Source organism: Protofrankia symbiont of Coriaria ruscifolia (assembly GCF_900634745.1).
Classification (GTDB): Bacteria; Actinomycetota; Actinomycetes; order Frankiales; family Frankiaceae; genus Protofrankia; species Protofrankia californiensis.
The window spans coordinates 1-19,472 of sequence record NZ_CAAAFR010000057.1 but is presented as its reverse complement, the minus strand read 5'-3'; the positions used below and the strand labels follow the sequence as shown (position 1 = coordinate 19,472).

Below are 19,472 nucleotides of genomic sequence, written 5' to 3'. Positions count from 1 at the left end.
CGACCGCACTCTCGCCGCCTGAATAAACCAGCAGGGTCGGTCGCACGGTCAAAACCACGGTCGAGCGGATCAACTACCGCGGATGCCTGACCCCGGTCCGTGCCTTCTACCTCGATCTCGCGCACTGGGCCGTCGAAGACCCCGCACGCTGGGCACGATGGGTCGCTCCCTGCCCCATCAGCAGTGAGGAGATCGACCAGAAGAAGGACAACCGCCGCCGCAAGTCCCGCATGGACGCCCGCACCCGCGAGCGGCTGCCCGTCCTGCCGGTCCTGGCCCGCAGCGTCGACCAGCGACGCACCGACGCCGCCGCCCTGCTCGCGGCAGCCCGGCAGGCCCCGCCGGTGATGTCGTTCACCGCCGCGGGCAGACCCTGACCCGCATCGCGCCACGATGCTCGGCCTCCACCAAGGTCTGGGCCGCCGACCCCGTCACCGGCGAACGCCGAGACCTCGGCCACGAAGAGGACTACGCCTTCTGGGCGTTCGCCGCGGTCGAGGTCCTGCGCGCCACCGGAATCCGCGTCGAGGAACTGACCGAGCTCTCCCACCACAGCCTGGTGCAATACCGTCTGCCCACCAGCGGGGAAACTGGTGCCACTGCTCCAGATCGCCCCGTCCAAGACCGACGCCGAGCGGCTCCTGGTCGTGTCCCCGGAACTCGCCGACGTGCTCTCGGCGATCATCCAACACGTCCGCGGCGCTGACTGCGCGATCCCGCTCACCCCTGCCTACGACGCTCAAGAACGGGTCTGGTCGCCGCCGATGCCGTTGCTGTTCCAGCGCCGCTTCGGCACCGAGCAACGGGCGATCACCGTCAAGGTCATCCGGCAGATGCTCAACACCGCTATCGACCACGCCGGCCTGACCGACCCGGCAACCGCGCAGCCCCTGCGTTTCACCCCGCACGACTTCAGGAGGCTGTTCATCACCGACGCCATCCTCAACGGCCTCCCGCCGCACATCGCCCAGATCGTCGCGGGCCACACCGACATCAATGTCACCATGGGCTACAAGGCCGTCTACCCCGAGGAAGCCATCCAGTCCCATCTGGCCTTCCTCGCCCGACGGCGATCCCTGCGCCCCAGCGAGGAATATCGGGTGCCCACCGACGAGGAATGGCAGGAGTTCCTCGGCCACTTCGAACGACGCAAAGTCTCCACCGGAACCTGCGGCCGCGCGTTCGGCACCCCCTGCATCAACGAGCACGCCTGTGTCCGATGTCCCATGCTCTGGCCCGACCCCGGCCAACGAGGCCGGCTCGTCGAGATCCGAGACAACCTTGTCGCTCGCATCCTCGAAGCCAGACGCGAAGGCTGGTTCGGTGAAGTCGAAGGACTCCAGATCAGCCTTGCCGGAGCCAACGAGAAAATCTCCCAGATAGACCGCCGCCCGCCACCCCCATCAACCTCGGGCTACCATCCCCACGACCACACCAAGCAGACCGCCAACATTGCGAATAGGATTGAGATGATAGATGGCTGGCAATGGGACAGCACCCTGTTCCAGGGAAGTGCGGCCTACTATGAGCGCGGCCGGCTACCATACGCTCCACGCTTCGCTGAAACACTGGCCACGGCCCTCAGCCTGGACGGCCAGGGCCGGCTTCTCGACGTCGGCTGCGGGCCGGGCACTGTGTCACTCGCCATGGCGCGATACTTCATCGAAGTGGTCGGTGTCGACCCTGACGAAGACATGCTGGCCGAGGCCGAACGACAGGCCATGCGCCGGGGGGTAGCCAACGCGCGATGGGTCACTGCCCGCGCCGAGGATCTGCCCGCCAGCCTGGGAGAGTTCCGGGTCGTGGTGTTCGCCCAGTCCTTCCACTGGACGGATCGCGACAGCGTTGCTGTCACCGTCCTGGACATGCTGGAGCCGAAAGGAGCCTTCGTCCATATCAGCGATCACAAGAGCCCGCCCGCCGATCCAACACCCCTACCGCTGCCCGCGCCCCCTTACGCGGGCATCAGCCACCTGGTCCGCCGATATCTGGGCCCAGTACGCCGCGCCGGACAGAGAATACTCCTCAACGGCACACCAGACCGGGAAGACCTGGTCCTCGAACAGGCCGGATTCAAGAATTTCCAGCGACATGTCGTGCCTGCTGGGAAGGTCGTCAAACGCAGCGCGGACGACATCGTGGCCTGGGTGTTCTCTCGATCCGACTCCGCACCTCACCTATTCGGTGACAGGCTCGACGACTTCGAACGAGACCTACGCACAGTCCTACAGCAAACGTCCCCCGACAACCGCTTCGCGGAGCATCTTCCAGCAACCGAAATCATGATCTGGCGGAAGTAAACGGCGAGCGGAGACGGCGCCGTCGCGACCGATAGTTAGACGACTATCGGATAGCGTCCTCTTTAGTTCAGAGAATATGGGCTGGAGGCGTTCTACTGCCAGCCCGGGATCGAGGGCGCGCACGAGAAGGGCGGCGTCGAGGGGCAGATCGGCTGGTTCCGCCGCAACCATCTGGTCCCTGTCCCTGAGGTCGACTCGCTGGCCGAGCTGAACGCCATGGTCGAGCGGTGGGACGCCGCCGACGAGGCACGGCGGATCGGGACCCGGCCCCGCACGATCGGGGAGCACTTCGCCATCGAGGCGCCGCTGCTCAGGCCGTTGCCGGAGGAACCGTTCGAGATTGGCCGCTGGTTCACCCCGAGGGTCGACCGCTACAGCCAGATCACCGTGCGCACGAACCGTTACTCCGTTCCGGTCGGGTTGATCGGCCGGCAGGTGCGGGTCCTGCTGCACGCCTCCGAGCTGGTCATCTACGACGGGCGGATCGAGGTCGCCCGGCATGAGCGGCTGCTGGCCAAGGCGAGCAGCCGCCTGGACCTCGATCACTATCTGGAGGCGCTGGTGCGTAAGCCTGGTGCGCTGGCGGGAGCGACCGCCTTGGACCAGGCCCGCGCGGGCGGCAGGTTCACCGGCGTCCACGACGCCTGGTGGGCCGCGGCCCGCAAGGCCCACGGTGAGGCCGCCGGGACCCGGGCGCTGATCGAGGTTCTGCTGCTACACCGGCACATGCCCCATGACCACGTCGTCGCTGGGCTGGCGTCCGCGTTGGCCGCTGGCGCGTTGACCGCCGATGCGGTCGCGCTGGAGGCACGCAAGGCCGCCGACGCCGCCGGTCCGGGCGCCCAGCGGTCGGCTCACGATCCGGGACCGGGCGTCTCGCCGGTCGGGTCCACGACCGCGACGGTCACCTCGCTGACCGCGCGGCGCCTGGGGCACCTGCCCCCCGATACCCGGCCGCTGCCGTCCGTGGCCGCCTATGACCAGCTGCTGCGTCACCGGCACACCGCCGATGAAGGGACTCTCCCGTCATGAACACCCCATGGGCGTTCACCGCCACCGCGGACTGACCGAACAGGCCGCCGACGCCGCCGTTGACCAGGCCTGCCGGCTCCTGCGACTGCCCACGATCCGCGCCGAGTTCGGCGAGATCGCCGACACCGCCGCCCGTGAGCAGATGTCCTACCGCGCGTTCCTGGCCGAGTTGCTGATGGCCGAGTGTGACGACCGGACCCGACGACGTTCCGAACGCAGGATCAAAGCCGCCGGGTTCCCTCGCGACAAGTCGCTGCGGGCGTTCGACTTCGCCGCCAATCCCGGCCTGGACCCGGCGGTCATCCACACCCTCGCGACCTGCGACTGGGTGAAGAAGGGCCTGCCACTCTGCCTGATCGGGGACTCCGGCACCGGCAAGTCCCACCTGCTCATCGCGCTGGGCACCGAGGCCGCGATGGCCGGCTACCGGGTCTGCTACACCCTGGCCACCAAACTCGTGAACGAACTCGTCGAGGCCGCCGACGACAAACAGCTGACCAAGACCATCGCCCGCTACGGCCGCGTCGACCTGCTCTGCATCGACGAACTCGGCTACATGGAACTCGACCGCCGCGGCGCCGAGCTGCTGTTCCAGGTGCTCACCGAACGCGAGGAGACCAACTCCGTCGCGATCGCCTCCAACGACAGTTTCGGCAGCTGGACCAAGACCTTCACCGACCCCCGGCTCTGCGCCGCGATCGTCGACCGGCTCACCTACGGCGGCAACATCCTCGAGACCGGCACCGACTCCTACCGCCTCGCCCGCACCCGCGCACGAGCAGACCACAGCACCTAACCGCCAGCATCGAGACCGGCGGATCGGGGGTCGAGGAGGAACCGCGCAGGATTGAACGGTTAGGACGGACCGGTCATCGGCAGCCGCTGGGTTGATGATCTGCATGCCGGTGGAGTTCTTGACGGGTGAACAGATTGCAGCGTACGGGCGGTTCGACGGTGGGCCCGCGCGGGCGGAGCTGGAGCGGCTCTTCTTCCTGCACGGCTCTGCGCCGTGTCGGCTACGGTGAACGTATGTGCTGCTGCGCTGCCATGACCACCCGGACCGCCGCCTAGCGGCGGTACCAGGACCGCGGTCACCGCGGTCCCGATGCCTGCCCCGAGCCGGGCAGACATCGCTTTGGCATACCGCCCGATCGGTGTCCCGCCGGCAGCCGCGTACGCGTCCAGCGCTGCGCTGTCGGCCCGTCCTGCCTGATCAGGGGAGTCATGTCAGCGCCGCAGCGATCCGACGCACAGGCACAGCGCCAGGAGCCCTTCCCACACCCGTCCGCGGCCGTACCCGCCGAGCGGCGGCTTGGCCTGTTCGCGGAGCCCGATCCGCGCGCCGCCACGATGATCCTGATGGTCGGTCTTCCCGGAGCCGGGAAGACCACCCGAGCCAGGCAGCTCGCCGCGGCGCACCGGGCGCTGCGGCTGACTCCGGATCACTGGATGATCCCGCTGTTCGGCGAACCGATGGCCGACGGCAAGCGTTTCGTGCTCGAGGGGCGGCTTCTCACGATCGCCCTGCAGGCGCTGCGGCTGGGGACCAGCGTCGTGCTCGACTACGGGCTGTGGGGCCGCGACGAACGCTCGGCGCTGCGCTGGCTGGCACGGTCGGCCGGGGCCGCCAGCCAGGTGGTCTATCTTCCCGTGGACACCGACACCCAGCTCGCCCGGATCGCACACCGCCAGGCCACGGCACCGCACCAGACGTTCCCGATGAGCGCCGCCGACGTGGACCGATGGCGTGAGCAGTTCCAGGTACCGGACGCCGCCGAGCTCGACGGCGGCGAGATCCCCGGCCCACCGCCCGGCTGGCCGGACTGGGCGCAGTGGGCGGCCGAGCACTGGCCTACCTGCACCGACAGCTAATGGCCGTCACCGACCAGTAAGGCTAAGGGTTCAATCCTGCGCGGTTCTTCCTCGCCCCCGGATCGCCGGCCCGCTGTCCTGCGGTCTTCGGCCGCGCGTCAGGCCGAGGGCCCAGGCGACGCCCGACAACGCCTCATCGACAAAAGCAATAGGCCGGCCACCGCATCGGCCGCTACCCTACACTCCGTGACGATCAACGATCCCAAGGACGTCGTCCGTCGCGGCTACGACGCCGTCTCTCGCCGCTACCGCGGCGACGACGCGCAGGAAGGCCAGTACGGACCGTGGATCACACGGCTCCAGCAGCGCGTCCGTTCCGCTGCCACCATCCTGGACCTCGGCTGCGGTTGCGGAGTCCCCGTCGCTCGCGCCCTGGACAAGGCGGGGCACACCGTCACCGGCGTGGACCTCAGCGAGGTGCAGCTCCACAGAGCCCGTGCACTCGTTCCCCACGCGACCTTCATGCACGCCGACGCCACCGTGGTGAACTTCCCGCCCGCGTCCTTCGACGCCGTCGTCTGTCTCTACGCGCTGATCCACATGCCGCTCATCGAGCAGCCGGGGCTGCTCACCAGGATCGCCACCTGGCTGCGACCCGGAGGATGGCTGCTCGCGACGACAGGGCAGCAAGCATGGACCGGCACCGACGACGACTGGCTCGGAAGCGGCGCCCCCATGTGGTGGAGCCACACCGACGCCACCACCTACCGATCATGGATCGCGCAGGCCGGACTCACCGTCGAGACCGAGGCCTTCGTCCCCGAGGGCACGAGCGGCCACGCCCTGTTCTGGGCGCATCGCCCCTGACCCCCGCGCACCAGCCCACTGGCATCGACGCGAACCACGTCCAGACCGCGGTCATCGCCCACAAACATTGATCACGGTATTGATCCACAAGTGCGGTCAGAAATCACCGACATCTGCGGTCACTTCTCACCGCCAAAGCCACGCGGGAATGGGCGACATCGGGCCGTCGAACTGGATGGACATACAGAACTCTCCCTGTGTGATGGTGGGTGTGTGCGGGCTCCGCTGGGCCCGTGACGTGCGCGGGAGCCCGGCAGGTTACGACCAGGAGATCGCGACAGTCCCGTGACGTTTGGCCACGAGCCCCGGGGACGGTTCGGCCGCGCCGGCGGCCCGCGGGACGTACCGGATACGTGCCGCGCCACGACGCCGGTGATCTCTCGCCCAGCGGCGCAGCAGCTCCACGTACCGTGTTGCGACACCCTCGGCGTCAGGGCCGTGGGCGACAACACCGCTCTCGAACCCGCCGGTGGCCTCGTTCGGACGCTTCGTGCGGTACGCGAAGCTACCACCGCTGATCAGTACCGGCACGCCCCTGGCCGCCGAGGGCGCGAACCAGCCGCGTGCGACGAGCGTGTCGCTCACGTGCAGCAACGCGACCTGCGGCGTGCTGGTCACCAGAAACAGCTCCAGCTCGTCAGGCAGGTCGAACGCCGCCCCGGACCAGCGTTCCAATCGAGCGGACGCCAGCGCCTCCCGCAGACCCTCCACATCGAACTCCCACGACTCGTCGTCGAGGCGCAGCGCAACCCCGTCGGCCAGCGGGACAACCCGCTCACGCCACGAACCAGCCCCCTGCATCGGCACGAAACCGCACAGACGGTAGCTGTCGCTTACCAGCCCCACCCCGTCAGCGCTGCCGACCCGCTCGAATGCGACCGAACGGGTCAGCCCCCGCATCCGCAGCGGCACAACGATCCGGCCCCGCTCCGCGAGCTGATCCAGCCACGCCGGCGGGATGTCCCAGGCCCCGGCTTAACTGGATTTTGATCATGAAATTTTGGGTGGGATTGCCGGCATGCCAAGGGGTGCGGGTCTTGGGGTGTTGCGGGCGGCGCGATCGAGTGTCGTGAGCTTGTGGCGTGCCGCGGCGAGGCTGATCTTGAGGCCTTCGACTTCACCCAGCCAGCCGTTGGTTCGTGCTTCGTCGATGCGGTCGCCGAGGTTCCGGATGATCTGTTCGAGTCGTGTGCGTTGGCGTGGGTCGACCCGGAGCATGGGACAGCGCACGCAGGCGTGCTCGTGGACGCAGGGAGTGCCGTAGGGGCGTCCGCAGTCGCCGAGCTCAAGTTTGCGGGTGTGGAAGTGCTGTTGGAATTCGGCCCATTCGGCGTCGGTCGGGTCGCGGTATTCCTCGCGGGGTCGTAGCGCGCGGCGTTCGTCGACGAAGGCGCGGTAGGTGCGGATGAGCTGGTCCTGGAAGACCGCGGTGTATGCCTGGGTCGTGTTGATGCTGGCGTGGCCGAGGATCTTCGCGGCGATGTGGACCGGCAGGCCGCCGGTGACGGCCTCAGTCGCGAACATGCGCCGGAAGTCGTGCGGGGTGTAGCGAAGCGGCTGGCCGGTGGCGTCGGTCAGGCCGGTTCGGGCGATTGCCCGGTTGAGCAGGTGTCGGACGGTGTTCATGCCGAGGACGTCGTTGCGCCAGCCGTTTCTGTGCATGAAGCCATCGCGGTGCTGGAAGAGGTGCGGTAGCGCGGGGCCGGTGACGCGTTCATAGCTGTCGTAGCGGCTGACCAGGGGAATGGTGCCGTCAGCGCCACGGACCCGGCTGATGATCGCCGCGAGGACGCTGGCGAGTTCGGGTGTGACGAGCAGGAGGCGTTCTTCGTCGCCTTTGGAGGGGACGATCTGTAGGAGCGGAACGAGTTCGCCGGTGTCTGGCATCCGGTGCGAGACGAGCGCGAGGTGCGTCAGTTCCAGTAGTTCTTCGATGCGGATTCCGGTGTGGCGGAGGGTCTCGATGACCGCCCAGGCCCAGAACGTCTCGTCCTCGGTGATGCTGAGGTCGTTGAGGATGCCAGTCGCGGTGTCCTCGACGAGGACATGGGTCGGCCGGTAGCGGCCGGTGGTCGGGCGGTCCGCGGCGCCGATCCGCCGGAAGCGGGTCCCGGCGTGCTCGAAGACGGCGCCAGGTTCGGTCTTGCCAGCGGCGGCAAGCAGCGCGGCCTGGTCGTTCTTCCAGTTCTCGGCGGTGTCGACGAGGCGCGGTAGCTGCGGGAGGCGTTCCCGGGTGCGCTGGTGCATCCGGGTGGTCGTCTCTCGGTGATGCTTGGCCACTCCTGCGGTGTCGCTCTTGCGTACCGGGCTGGGGAACGCCCAGGGCGCCCAGGAAGGGTCGGACAGCGCCCACTCGGCGATGTCGAGGTAGAACGCGCGGACGGTGATCAAAATGTCGATGTGTCGTTGCCGGGTCGGGCGGCTGCCGCCGGCCTGGGGGAAGCGCAGCCGTTCCTTCCAGGCGTCCGTGATGTCGCGTGGCAGATTGATGGTGTCGATGCCGGGGTGGTGGCGTTCGAGGTCTACCCAGAACGCCCCGGCGAGGCGGCCGACGAGATTACGGAAGCTGCTGTAGTCGAGCGTGGGACGACGTTCGTCGAGGTAACGGATGATCAGCTCGCGGATCTGCCGGTCGGCGATGCCGTGGCGGTCCACGAGCTCGACGGTGGTCTGCGGGCCGGGCTGCAGCGCGGCCCGCAGAGTGGAGCTCGACGGGAAAATACCCAGGTCGACCATCATCTGCCAGGCCGTGTGGGAGCCGTCGCGGGCCCGGGCGCGGCGACGGGCCGTGGCTGACTGGAACGCCACGAGGTCATCCGTGGTGATCTCGTCCAGGCCGCCGCCGGTATGGATCACGATCGCGGTGAGGACGTGCAACGCGTCGTTGATCGCGTTTTCGGACTGGCCTCGGCGTCGCGCGGCGTCAGCCGCGCGGGTGAACAGCTGTGGGCTCACCGACGCGCGCACCACGGCGAACGTCGTGGTCGGGCTGTATCTGGTCAGGAATGCGTAGCTTGGCCGGACAAGCCTCATGCGCAGAAGGCAGGCCAGGCCCCGGGTCAGCGACACGCGGTGGCTCTCGCTGCCGGGCCTCGCCGATTCAGGAATCGCGGCCGACCAGGTCGCCCACTTGGTGCCGAGCATTGCCTCGGCGTGCTCCCATCGCTCCTGCCAGCCGCTGCCTGGCGAACGGCTCAGCCAGTCCAGCAACAGCCCGGCACCGGCGGTCGACCGCTGCGCCGGCTGCCTTCTCGTGTTCCACCACGAGAAGGCAGTCAGGGCTGCGAGCACGTCGGCCAGTGGTGCCGCGTCCCAAGGACCGGCCGGCAGCGCGGCCAGGGGGCGACTCTTGACAGCGGCCTCGCAGGCCCGTCTGGTGGCCGGGGCCGCGACCACGGTGGGCGTCACTGCGGGTTCCCGAACAGCACCGCGAGGTCGGCGGGGGCATAGCCAACGGCCACCGGCGCTGGCACGGGGCGTGGTTTCTCCCTGGCCGCCAGGTGCTCCCGGACCCGCGCGAAGACCTCTTCGTCGTCCTGTTCCAGGTAGAGCTGGGTGGTCGACAGGTGCGCATGGCCGAGGATCGTCTGCGCGTCACGGAGCGACAACCGGCCGTCTCGGACCATGCGGATCGCGCAGGTGTGTCGCAGGTCGTGCATCGTCCAGTTCGCGCCCAGCCTGCCGTTGGCCCGGCGGAACACCGCCCGCAGCGCGTCGTAGTCCAGCGGCTCGTGGACCCCGCCGCGGCGATAGACCGTCCGCCAGACCGGATCACCCGCGCCGAGCTGACCGCCGCCGAGGTCGGCGAGGTAGCGACGCAGCCAGACAAACGCCTCCGGGCTCGCCGGCAGCCACTGCTCGGCCCGCGTGCCCTTGCGGACCACCCGCACCAGCTGGTCGCCCCAGTCCAGATCCACGCCGCGCATCCCGAGCAGCTCGGCCGCACGAGCTCCCGTGCTCACAGCCACCGCCAGGATCGCCCGGTCACGGTTGCGCCCCATCGCCGCGAAAAGCGCATCCCACTGCTCGTCCGGGATCGCCCGCGGTTTCCGCTTCGGTAGCCGCGGGTTATAACGCAGCCGCCCCTCCAGGCGGAAGACCTCCAACGGGTTGTGGTGCGCATGCGCCCGACCCCGGCCCGCCCGGGCCAGCACCGCCGGGTTCACCAGCGGCCCCTCGCCCCGTTCCAGCCAGAACTCGTAGAACGTCCGCAGCACCGCGTTGCTGTGCCGCACCGTCGCTGGCCCGTAGCCGTTCCCGAGGTGACGTTTGCGGGTCACTGGATTGACCTGGCCCGCGGTCGCCCGCGACGCGACCCGCGTCGCCGCGACCGGTTTGGTCGCCTGCCCAAGCCACAGCACGAAGTCGCGGACTTCCGCTGCCGTCGCCCGGTCCCAGGCAATCCCGACCGCGGCCAGGAACCTCCACCATCGCAGCAGCGCCAGCGCGTAACTGCGCACCGAGTTCGCCGACCGGCCCTGCGCGACGAAGTCCCGCAGGAACACCTCCACCGGCTCCACCGGCTCGCCGAGCCCGTCGACCAGCCTCCATGGCACCGCACCGTCGGCCGCGACCACGCCGCCCCACAACGGAAGCCGGATCGACTCGATCACCCGATGATCGCTGTCCTCGAACACCGCTACATCCCTCCAAGATCGCAGAGATGCAGACTGTTCCGGCGTGTCCGACCTCGCCCTCCGACACACCGCTCGACGTCACGAAAGTCCGGTCAACAGTTCCGTGACGATGATCCGGTCGAAGGGGGCGTGCTCCGGCGCGCCGAACTCCCCGTCCGCGCGCAGCAGGGTGACGCTCCCGTATCCCGCGGCTGGCAGGAACCGGCGTGCCCGATCGAGGACGTCCTGATCGATGTCGATCGAGATGACCACGCCGCCCTCACCGACCAATTCGGCGAGCAACGCCGCGTTGTATCCCCCTGTGCCGATCTCCAGGACCCGCATCCCCGGCCGCACCTCGGCCTGCTCCAGCATCATGACCTGGATCCGTGCGGCGGACACCGAACTGATGCTGACCCCGTGCTCGTCCTTCTTCGTCACGTAGTGGTGCTCAGCGGCATAGGCCTTCTCCACCGGGACCTCGGGGACGAACAGATGCCGTGCTACCGCCCGCACCGCCCGTTCCACCTCGGGAGTCACGAGCGCCTTCAGCGCGCGTAGCTCCCGGACGAGTTCCTCACGCAGGCGAGCGGCATCCGCCGACTGGACATCTTCAGGATCATGAGTGGCGTCGGTTGCCGGGGTGGGCACCAAAGCTTCTCCTTGAACGCAAACAGTGACATTGAGTGATGATTTGTCGACTCTACGATGTCAATGATCTTTCTGGTGTGTGGGTCGGTGTGGGGACTCCCAGGTGTCCGTGCTCCTGAGCGGGCCGGGTGGCCGGTGCGGGATCGTCATGTGCAGCATGATCATGCTGGACAGCAGGTGAACGCGCCCCACGATGCCCGACGCCAGGAGGCGAGTCATTCCCTCAAGGCGGGCAGAGTGTCGTGGGCCAGGAGACGGTGACCTCGCCGCGCTTCTTGGCGAGCACGGCGGTGTTCGCGTCGGCCGGGGGGCGGCTGCTGCCGGCCGGCCAGTAGGCGAACGTGGGCGCGGCAGCGTGGCGGGCCTGACGATCCCAGGCCCGGATCTGCTCGACCACGCCGGTGGCGACGCGCTCACCGTGCGGCCCGTAGGCGCACGCGCCGAACTCGGCGCCGGCACCGTCCACCGCCGGCCGCACGACCAGGTAGGCGACGGAGCCGCCGCGCACCGTGCCGAATGGAAACCAACGCCGGTGGCCGGCGGCGAGATCGGTGCCGTCGTCGACGGCCAGCCGGCAGAAACCGGGCAGGAAACAGGCGAACCACAGATGCAGGTCCGCGAACGACACCTGGTTGCCGATGGTGACCCCGGACCACACAGTGGCCTGTGCGGTCGTCAGCACACCCTCCAGCCGGCCCACCTTCCCCGGCGGCTCCGTGTCGAACGTGAGCGTGACCTGACAGCCCTGGCCATCGGTGAGGACGACGATGCGACCGTCGTGCGCACCGGCTCCCTGCATGGGGACGAAGCCGGCGACCACGGCCGACGTGCTCGCCAGGTGGTCGCCGTCGCGGGCGAAACCGATCGTGCGGGTGACCCCGTTCAGCCGCAGCGGCACGACCAGCCTGCCGCCCTCGGCAAGCTGCTCCAGCCAGGCCGGGGCCACCTCCCACGCCCCGACGGTCACCACCACGGCGTCGACCCGTCCGCCCAACTCCGGCACCGGATATTCGGCGTCCGCCCGCAGCACCGTCACCCGGTCCGCATAGCCTGTCGCCGCGAGCAGCCGGTGGGCCCGGTCGACAACCTCCGGGTCGATGTCGACGCTGACGACCCGCCCGGCCGGACCCACGACCTCGGCGAGCAGCGCGGCGTTCAGCCCACCGGCGCCGATCTCCAGAACACTCATCCCGGGACCAAGCCCGGCCTGCTCGATCATCCGGGCCTGGATGTAGGCGGCGCTCACCGAGGACAGAGCCGTCCCGTCCGGGCCGCGCTTGACCACCACTGACCGGTCGACGGCGTACGCGGCCTCCAGCGGGGTGCCCGCGGGCATGAACAGGTGCCGCGGCACCGTCCGGAACGCCCGCTCCACCGCCGCCGACGTGATCCTTCCCGTCGCGACAAGCTCCTCTACCAGAGCGTCCCGCTGCTCCGCGGCCGTCCCAGCGTCCTCGGACGTGTCCGCCTTCAGGGTCATCCAGCCCCCTCACAGTCTGTCGTTGCCGGTCGGCCTTGCGCCGTGCCGTTTCAGTCGGATCGCATCGGGTGCACCTGCGCGTCATGCCAGCCCCTGGCAGCGGCGTGATGTAACCATGCCCCACCGCTAAGCCATGGTCATTCCCGCTGCAGGGAACTTTTTGTTTCGCGCCCGATCCAGCCCGTGACCTGCGCACACGGGCGATAGCCGCCCGTTTCATTCGGGCCGACACGCCGATACGGACGGGCATCCGTTCGGGTGTCACAAGCCCCACCCGAAGACAGCGGGCGGCCTTTTCAGTACGAGTCCTGGCGCTGGCGCCGTGACTGTGGCCGCGGCCAGGAGATTGTGATCCGACGGTGCCGTTTGTCGATCACCCGGCCTTCACGGTGAGGGAGCGGCTGACGTTGCGGGTGACAACCAACCAGACCAATCAGCGAAACCATGCCGGCTTCCATCCGACGCACAGGAAGATCCATCACAGGCCGGCCGCTATGATCATTTGCGCATGGACGTGATCCGCTATCGGTGGCTGACGGCCGAGGGCGGGGACCAACCCTCTAGGCTGTCTCGACGTGACTGCTGACTTCGTCCAGGTGGCCACCGCGACGCAGACCCGTGATGCGGCCGTGGAACTGGCCCAGTCCGCGGTGCGGGCCCGGCTCGCCGCAGGCGCGCAGATCGTCGGGCCGGTCGTGTCGGTGTTCTGGCATCACGGCGAGTTCGGCTCCGGGGAGGAGTGGCAGCTCCTCCTCAAGACCCGCGCCGACCGATATACGGATCTCGAGGCTCACCTGCGGGCACATCACCCGTGGAACAACCCGGAAATCGTCGCGGTCCCCATCCTGGCGGGGTCGGCCCCATACCTGGACTGGATACGCCAGACCACGGAACCCGAGCAGGCTAGCTGACCCCCCACGCGTGCGCCTTGTCGAAAGTCGCCGCCACCGGTGGCAAGGCGCGATACCGGTCGAGCTGATGAAGGGTCAACATGATTCTCTGGCGGGGGCGGACCGACGCGATACCGGAGGAGAGATCCAGGGCGCGTTCGACCACGGCGGCAGCGTGTTCGACTTCGTCGGCGGCAAGGTAGGCGTCCGCGAGCCAGGAAAGGTAGAGCGACTTGTCACGGGCATGGGTGTCGTCGAACCTGCCCAGGACGTCCTCCAGCACGGGCACGGCACGCAACGGTCGTCGTAGCTCGGCCCAGCACCGCCCGGTCATGACAGCGAGTTCGTCGCGGTCGACCCAGGCGGCCCAGTCTGGTTGCGGTTCCTCGTCATCCGCGGCGAGCGCCTCCTCGGCGCGCCGAAGGGCGCGTTCGGTTTCCCGGGCGTCGCCGGCCACCGCGTACGTCCATGCGAGACGCGCATGGAGTAGCGCTCGCACCGTGCGGGGCGCGCCCGAGCCCGCGACCTGGCAGGACTCGATGGCGAGCCCGACCGCGGAGCGGTGATCAGCCCCGCTCGTCTGGTAGGCACGATAGGCCAGCGCATTCCCGGCCAGCGGCGTGTCATCGGCCGCGGCGGCGTACTGCCGCGATGTTTCGTACAGACGCCTGGCCTCGGTGTGGTTCCCTGCGTCGAAGGCAGCCCACCCGGCTTGCTGGGCCTGTTCGGCGAGCACGGACACCAGCGCCCGCCCGGTGGCTTCGGTGTAGCTGCCCTCCTGGACGAGGGCGGCCGTGGCTTCGTACTCGGCGAGATAGAGACGGTAGGTCGCACCGCCACCGAGGACATCGTCAAGACGGCGAAGACGGGCGGTGCGCCTGCGGAGCTGCTCAGGAAAATCCGCACCGACCCGGCGGCCCGCGGCAGACTCGACGATCTCCAGTGGCCTGCCCGTCCGCCACGGGTCCGCGGTTTGATCGACATCATCGGGAGCCGTCGACCGATCCACAGCCGCGGCCAGATCGAACGCGCCACCGGACGGCCTGTCGACCACGGTCGTCGCATCGACCGCGGCGCTGGACGGGTTGCCTCGGATGCTGCGGCTGATGAGGAGCATGTCGGCGGGGGGCATTTGTTCGTGGTCGTCGAGGTCGAGCAGGTTGTGGATGTCGGTGCCGTAGACGTCGGCAAGCAGAGCAAGGATCCGCGGGGTGGGGCGGCGGGGTGGGAACGGCCAGTTCTCCAGTTCGCTCAGCCGTGGGGCGGTCATCGCGGCGGCGCCGTCCGGGTCGAGACCGATACGGGCGGTGTGGGTGTTGATGCGGTCGGCGGCCTGCTGCTGGGTCCAGCCGTGCGCCACCCGGTGCGCGGCGCGGGGGCGTAGCCGGTAGCGGCGGGCGAACTCGACCGCGATCTCGTCATGCGTCATGCCGGCCGCGCGCATCCGGGCGCGGAGCTCGTCCTGCTCGACCCGCTGGCTGGGCTTGCTCATGACGACGCCGCACACCCCTTCCCATCGCAGCGAGCCGGTCCCGCCTCTGCGCGGGACATGTCCACGGTAATGGCTCCATCACGGCTTGGGGGTCGGGTCGCCGGTAGCCGCTCGATCATGTGGTGAGCGGTATCGCTGGGAGAATGACGAACCGATGAGTCTGATCGGAGGAATCGTCGCAGGTCACAGGCGTGGAGACGCGCGAATGAATTCTTCACCTTGGAGGGAATGACCACGGATGCCGTCGGGATGATGCTGGAACGGTTCCCGTGCACCTACCTTCAGTGAGGACCGTCCCGATGACCAGGAGCGCCCGCACAACGGCGCCGCGCCGCACCGCGACCGTCGGCACCAGACCCGGGCCAGATGATCATAATGGGCGGGTATGTCGCCGGCCGTGTGACGGCCGTGTCCGGGCGGGACGCTCCGCTGTCGTGGGCGCTGTCCTGCCGGAGTGCGAGCGCCCGCAGGCCACATGCCCGATCCCACAGCCGGGAGACCCGGCATGACCGCCATGGGCATCGCAGCCACCTCATCGGAGGAGACGCTGCCATCCTCGGCTCGTCTCTCCCGCGTGTGGCACCACCCCGCGCACCTCGGGTCTGTCGGCGCCGCGCGCCGCGACGCCACCGGGCAGATCCGACGCTGGAACCTCGACGAGCTGGCGGACACGGCGGCGTTGGTGGTCTCCGAACTGGCGACCAACGCCGTACTCGCCAGCCAACGAACGGACAGCCACGATAGGAACGGCACTCCGACCCGACGCCCGGCCGGGGTCGCGCTGCGCCTCACCTACACCCACCACGATCTGATCATCGAGATGTGGGATCAGGCCGCGGGCCGCCCCGTCCAGCAGGTCACTGATCTCGCTGCGGACAACGGCCGGGGACTTCTCCTCGTCGCGACCCTCGCCCGGAACTGGGGCTATTACCGGATACGGACCGTCGGCAGACACATCGGAACGGGCGAGGGAAAGGTCGTGTGGGCCGCCATAGCGCACGACAGACCACCGGTTCCCGCCGTCGTCACTGATGCACTGGTATCGGTGGGTCTGCCCCGCCGGAGCCCGCAGGCCGACGGATACACAAGCAGCACCGACCCGATCGCCCACGACCACGCTCTGCTCCAACGCGTTATCGACGGCCTGCGCGCGTTCGATGACTGGCCGCGAAGACCGGCGGATCGGTAAAGGACACCCCGGCTTCCCTGATCTTGCACCAGCCTTCACCGCAACACCCCAGGGATGGACAGTACGAGCACACCTGTGACGCACCCGCCCCACAACTGGCTCTCCCCAGCGCCCCGGCTCCCGCGCCGGAGACGTACTCGGCCGCATCCAAACCGGTGAGCGCGGGCCGCCACCGCTGATCCGGCACCTTGGTGGAATGTGCTCTCTACCTGCTCGCGGGAGGAGCGCTGTCATCATGGACGGGTGAGCACGGGGGAACACAACGGCACCGACGTGACGACAGGTGACAACAAGCCCACGGTGTTTCTCAGTTACACCGAGGCGGACGAGCCGTGGGCGGTGTGGATCGCCTGGCAACTGCAGGATGCGGGCTACCGGCCCCGGCTGCAGGCCTGGCACTCGGTCCCCGGCCGTAATTTCGTCGATTGGATCAATGAGGAACTCGCCGCCGCCACCTGCGTACTGGCGATTCTCTCCCCGGCCTATCTGCGCTCCGACTGGTGCGGCGCCGAGTTGAACACCGCCCTCGCCGACGCGGTCAAAGGCCGCAGGACGCTGATCCCGATCCGGGTCGCTCCCTGCGATGCGCCACCGTTGATGCGGCAGCTCGGCTGGATCACCCTGGTGGACCGTTCCGCCGCCGAGGCCCGATATGCGCTGCTGGCCGGGCTACGTGCGGCCACCGACGGCGAAGCACGACCCACGATCCCACGGGTCTACCCCGGTACGGCCGGTGGCAGCGGGTCACATCCGCCGTATCCGGGACCGGACGACGGACAGCTGACCGGCCGTCTGCTGGACCTGGTCACCCAGGCATGCCGGTCACGCTACCCGGACGCCGCCGTCGAGCAGATCATCCGCGGCGGAGGCATGCCGTATGTGAGCGTGGACGGACAGCGCGGTGGGGAACGGCAGCGCTGGCCGGTCGCGGTCAGTGTCGAACCACCCGACATGGACGTGGTGACCGGTTTTCATCAGCAGGTCATCACCCCGGTCTACCTGCCGTTGGACGCGTGGGTGGACTCCGAACTGGTCCATCTCGGAGAGCCACCGGTGGAGGAGGTCCTTCGCCAGGCCCGCCGCCACCGGATCAGGATCTACAGCCTCGCCGAGTTCGAGGGCCGCTGGGATCCCCACCGCTACCTGGCCCGTCAGACCCGGCGTCTCGCCGCCGACCCGACCTACCCGTCCGGCCTGTACGTACCCCAGCGGTTCACCGTCGCCAGCCCCACCGCCCGACCCGGACAGCACGGTGCCGTGCAGGACGACGTGTTCACCGCCATGCGTGTCTGGCTCGACGTCGAGGACGCCCGGTTCCTGCTCGTGCTCGGCGACTTCGGCCACGGCAAAAGCTTCCTGCTACGCGAACTGGCCCGCCGCCTGCCCACCGAACTGCCACAGATCATTCCCCTGCTCATCGAGCTGGGCGCGTTGGAGAAGAGCCACTCCGTCGACGACCTGCTCGTCCTGCACCTGGCCAAGAGCGACGAGGACGGCGTCAGCGTGCGGGCGGTGCGCAGCATGGTCGACCAGGGCAAAGCCGTGCTGCTGTTCGACGGCTTCGACGAACTGGCCTTACGGGTCACCTACGACCGGGCCGCCGAACACCTCAAAACGGTGCTGTCCGCGGTCACCGGCCGGGCGAAGGTCGTGCTGACCAGCCGCACCCAGCACTTCCTGACCGACGACCAGCACCGCACCGAACTCGGCGCCACCGTGCAACTGCAGGCCGCCAGCCGAGAGATCCACCTGGCGGACTTCGACCATGAGCAGATCCGGGAGTTCCTCACCCGCCTGTTCCACCAGAAACTCACCGCCGCCGAGCAGCAGAGCATCGGGACCGGCCAGACGGAACGGGACGACGCCTCCCGGTGCGCGGAGGCCCGACGGCAAGCCGACGCCCGCCTGAAGCTGATCGAGTCGATCGATGACCTGCTGGGGCTGTCGGCCAACCCCCGCATGCTCGAGTTCATCGCCAACCTCGACGAGGCCGAGCTGGAGGCCGCCCGCACCGCCGACGGGATGATCACCTCCGCCGACCTCTACCAGAAACTGGTCGACCGCTGGCTCAGATACGAGGTGGACCGCCGCCAGCCGACCCGAGGCGCCTACCAGACCCTCAACATCGACCAGCTGCGCCAGGCCGTTGACGCCCTCGCGATCGTTCTCTGGACCGCGGCCCAGGAAACCACCGATCTGTCCGGCATGTCTGCGACGGTTCAGGCGACCCTGACCGACCTCGAAACGGTCAAACTGGACGCCGCCCAGGCCACGTTCATCGTGGGCTCCGGCAGCCTGCTTGTGCGCACCCCCGAGGGCGCCTTCCGGTTTGTGCACCGCTCGGTGATGGAATACCTCGTCGCGGTCCAGGCCGCCGGACAGCTCACCGCCGGCGGCACCGGCGGCGCCGCGCCGGGGCTGCTGGCCGTCCGGGAGATGTCCGATCTGATGGTCGACTTCCTCGACGGGGTCGCCGACCGGACCATGCTGGAACAGTGGGCCCGCACTGTGCTGGCCGCGCAGGACGCGGGCGGCACCGCCCAGCGCAACGCCCTGCGGGTCGCCCGGAAGCTCGGGGTGAAGGTCGAGGGCGCCCAGCTGGCCGGCCGAGACCTGCGTGGCCAGGACCTCAACGGCCAGAACCTGCGGTTCGCCGTCCTGACCAGGGCAAACCTGGCCGGTGCGCGCCTGCACCAGCCGGACCTCACCGGCGCAGACCTGACCGGGGCCGACCTGGCGGATGCGGTGCTGGTCCGCCCGGACCTGACCGGCGCCGACCTGCACCACGCCGATCTGACCGGGGCTCTGCTCGTCCGCCCGAACCTCACCGATACCCGGCTGGCCGGCAGCCGATGGACCGGCGCCGCGCTGTTCCACCCCGCCCTCGACGCCGGGACGGCCGGCATCGCCGAGCTCGCGCCCGCGGCGATCGTGGGCCGTGACCCCGTCGACCTCATGGCCCTGCCCGCCGCCGATTCGATCAGCAGCGTCGCCATCGCCGGCCACCTCCTCGCGGTCGCCTGGGGCTCAGCCGTGGTGCTGCTCGACGCCACCAACCTGCAACCCCTGCGTGTCCTCACCGGCCACACCGATGGGGTGACCGCGGTCGCGTTCTCCCCCGACGGCACCACCCTCGCCACCAC

General features: G+C 69.0%; 14 protein-coding genes and 2 pseudogenes. 9 read left to right on the top strand and 7 right to left on the bottom strand.

All coding sequences use genetic code 11. The features are described 5' to 3' along the window. Window positions 1-106: 106 nt before the first annotated feature. Window positions 107-550: a hypothetical protein gene (locus CV1CTNOD_RS25540; RefSeq protein WP_207386276.1), complete on the bottom strand. Its 444-nt coding sequence runs from the start codon at window positions 548-550 to the stop codon at window positions 107-109. Window positions 551-593: 43 nt separating this feature from the next. Here CV1CTNOD_RS25540 and CV1CTNOD_RS27705 point away from each other — a divergent pair. The 6 genes and pseudogenes from CV1CTNOD_RS27705 to CV1CTNOD_RS08820 form a co-directional block, all read left to right on the top strand. Further along, window positions 594-1,016, top strand: a pseudogene (locus tag CV1CTNOD_RS27705) (tyrosine-type recombinase/integrase); the annotation flags it as partial. 453 nt (window positions 1,017-1,469) lie between these two features. Beyond that, window positions 1,470-2,300, top strand: a complete 831-nt coding sequence (locus CV1CTNOD_RS27700) for a methyltransferase domain-containing protein (RefSeq protein ID WP_131785660.1) — start codon at window positions 1,470-1,472, stop codon at window positions 2,298-2,300. 75 nt (window positions 2,301-2,375) lie between these two features. After that, window positions 2,376-3,332, top strand: a pseudogene (locus CV1CTNOD_RS08835) (Mu transposase domain-containing protein); the annotation flags it as partial. A 7-nt stretch (window positions 3,333-3,339) separates the two neighbouring features. Then, window positions 3,340-4,128: an IS21-like element helper ATPase IstB gene (gene istB / locus CV1CTNOD_RS08830; protein WP_131785656.1), complete on the top strand. Its 789-nt coding sequence runs from the start codon at window positions 3,340-3,342 to the stop codon at window positions 4,126-4,128. A 554-nt stretch (window positions 4,129-4,682) separates the two neighbouring features. Further along, window positions 4,683-5,204 (top strand): AAA family ATPase, encoded by a 522-nt coding sequence (locus tag CV1CTNOD_RS08825; RefSeq protein ID WP_131785659.1) that lies wholly within the window; start codon window positions 4,683-4,685, stop codon window positions 5,202-5,204. A 186-nt stretch (window positions 5,205-5,390) separates the two neighbouring features. Then, window positions 5,391-6,011 (top strand): class I SAM-dependent methyltransferase, encoded by a 621-nt coding sequence (locus tag CV1CTNOD_RS08820; RefSeq protein WP_131785655.1) that lies wholly within the window; start codon window positions 5,391-5,393, stop codon window positions 6,009-6,011. Window positions 6,012-6,269: 258 nt separating this feature from the next. Here CV1CTNOD_RS08820 and CV1CTNOD_RS08815 read toward each other — a convergent pair whose 3' ends face one another. The 5 genes from CV1CTNOD_RS08815 to fxlM form a co-directional block, all read right to left on the bottom strand. Beyond that, a complete protein-coding gene (locus CV1CTNOD_RS08815) occupies window positions 6,270-6,923 on the bottom strand; it encodes a hypothetical protein (protein ID WP_242606517.1) in 654 nt (217 codons plus the stop codon). A 78-nt stretch (window positions 6,924-7,001) separates the two neighbouring features. Next, on the bottom strand, window positions 7,002-9,419 hold the full coding sequence (locus tag CV1CTNOD_RS26420) for a site-specific integrase (protein WP_242606516.1): 2,418 nt from the start codon (window positions 9,417-9,419) through the stop codon (window positions 7,002-7,004). Then, on the bottom strand, window positions 9,416-10,648 hold the full coding sequence (locus CV1CTNOD_RS08805) for a tyrosine-type recombinase/integrase (protein ID WP_131785654.1): 1,233 nt from the start codon (window positions 10,646-10,648) through the stop codon (window positions 9,416-9,418). The genes CV1CTNOD_RS26420 and CV1CTNOD_RS08805 overlap by 4 nt, the downstream gene beginning before the upstream one ends. 78 nt (window positions 10,649-10,726) lie before the next feature. Continuing rightward, window positions 10,727-11,278, bottom strand: a complete 552-nt coding sequence (locus CV1CTNOD_RS08800; protein WP_131785653.1) for a methyltransferase domain-containing protein — start codon at window positions 11,276-11,278, stop codon at window positions 10,727-10,729. A 223-nt stretch (window positions 11,279-11,501) separates the two neighbouring features. Then, window positions 11,502-12,758 carry a methyltransferase, FxLD system gene (gene fxlM / locus CV1CTNOD_RS08795; RefSeq protein ID WP_131785652.1) on the bottom strand — a complete coding sequence of 419 codons (1,257 nt, stop codon included), beginning with the start codon at window positions 12,756-12,758 and terminating at the stop codon, window positions 11,502-11,504. Between the two features lie 575 nt (window positions 12,759-13,333). Between fxlM and cutA the strand changes: the two genes are divergently transcribed. Continuing rightward, window positions 13,334-13,669, top strand: coding sequence for a divalent-cation tolerance protein CutA (gene cutA, locus CV1CTNOD_RS08790; RefSeq protein WP_131785651.1), 336 nt, complete (start codon window positions 13,334-13,336; stop codon window positions 13,667-13,669). Here cutA and CV1CTNOD_RS26415 read toward each other — a convergent pair. Further along, window positions 13,662-15,140: a helix-turn-helix domain-containing protein gene (locus tag CV1CTNOD_RS26415; protein WP_242606515.1), complete on the bottom strand. Its 1,479-nt coding sequence runs from the start codon at window positions 15,138-15,140 to the stop codon at window positions 13,662-13,664. The two genes, cutA and CV1CTNOD_RS26415, sit on opposite strands and share 8 nt — an antisense overlap. A 505-nt stretch (window positions 15,141-15,645) precedes the next feature. Between CV1CTNOD_RS26415 and CV1CTNOD_RS08775 the strand changes: the two genes are divergently transcribed. Then, entirely contained in the window at window positions 15,646-16,329 is a 684-nt protein-coding gene (locus tag CV1CTNOD_RS08775; RefSeq protein ID WP_165485393.1) for an ATP-binding protein, read from the top strand. A gap of 243 nt (window positions 16,330-16,572) precedes the next feature. After that, on the top strand, window positions 16,573-19,472 hold a 2,900-nt coding region (locus CV1CTNOD_RS08770), incomplete at its 3' end, for a TIR domain-containing protein (RefSeq protein ID WP_165485392.1).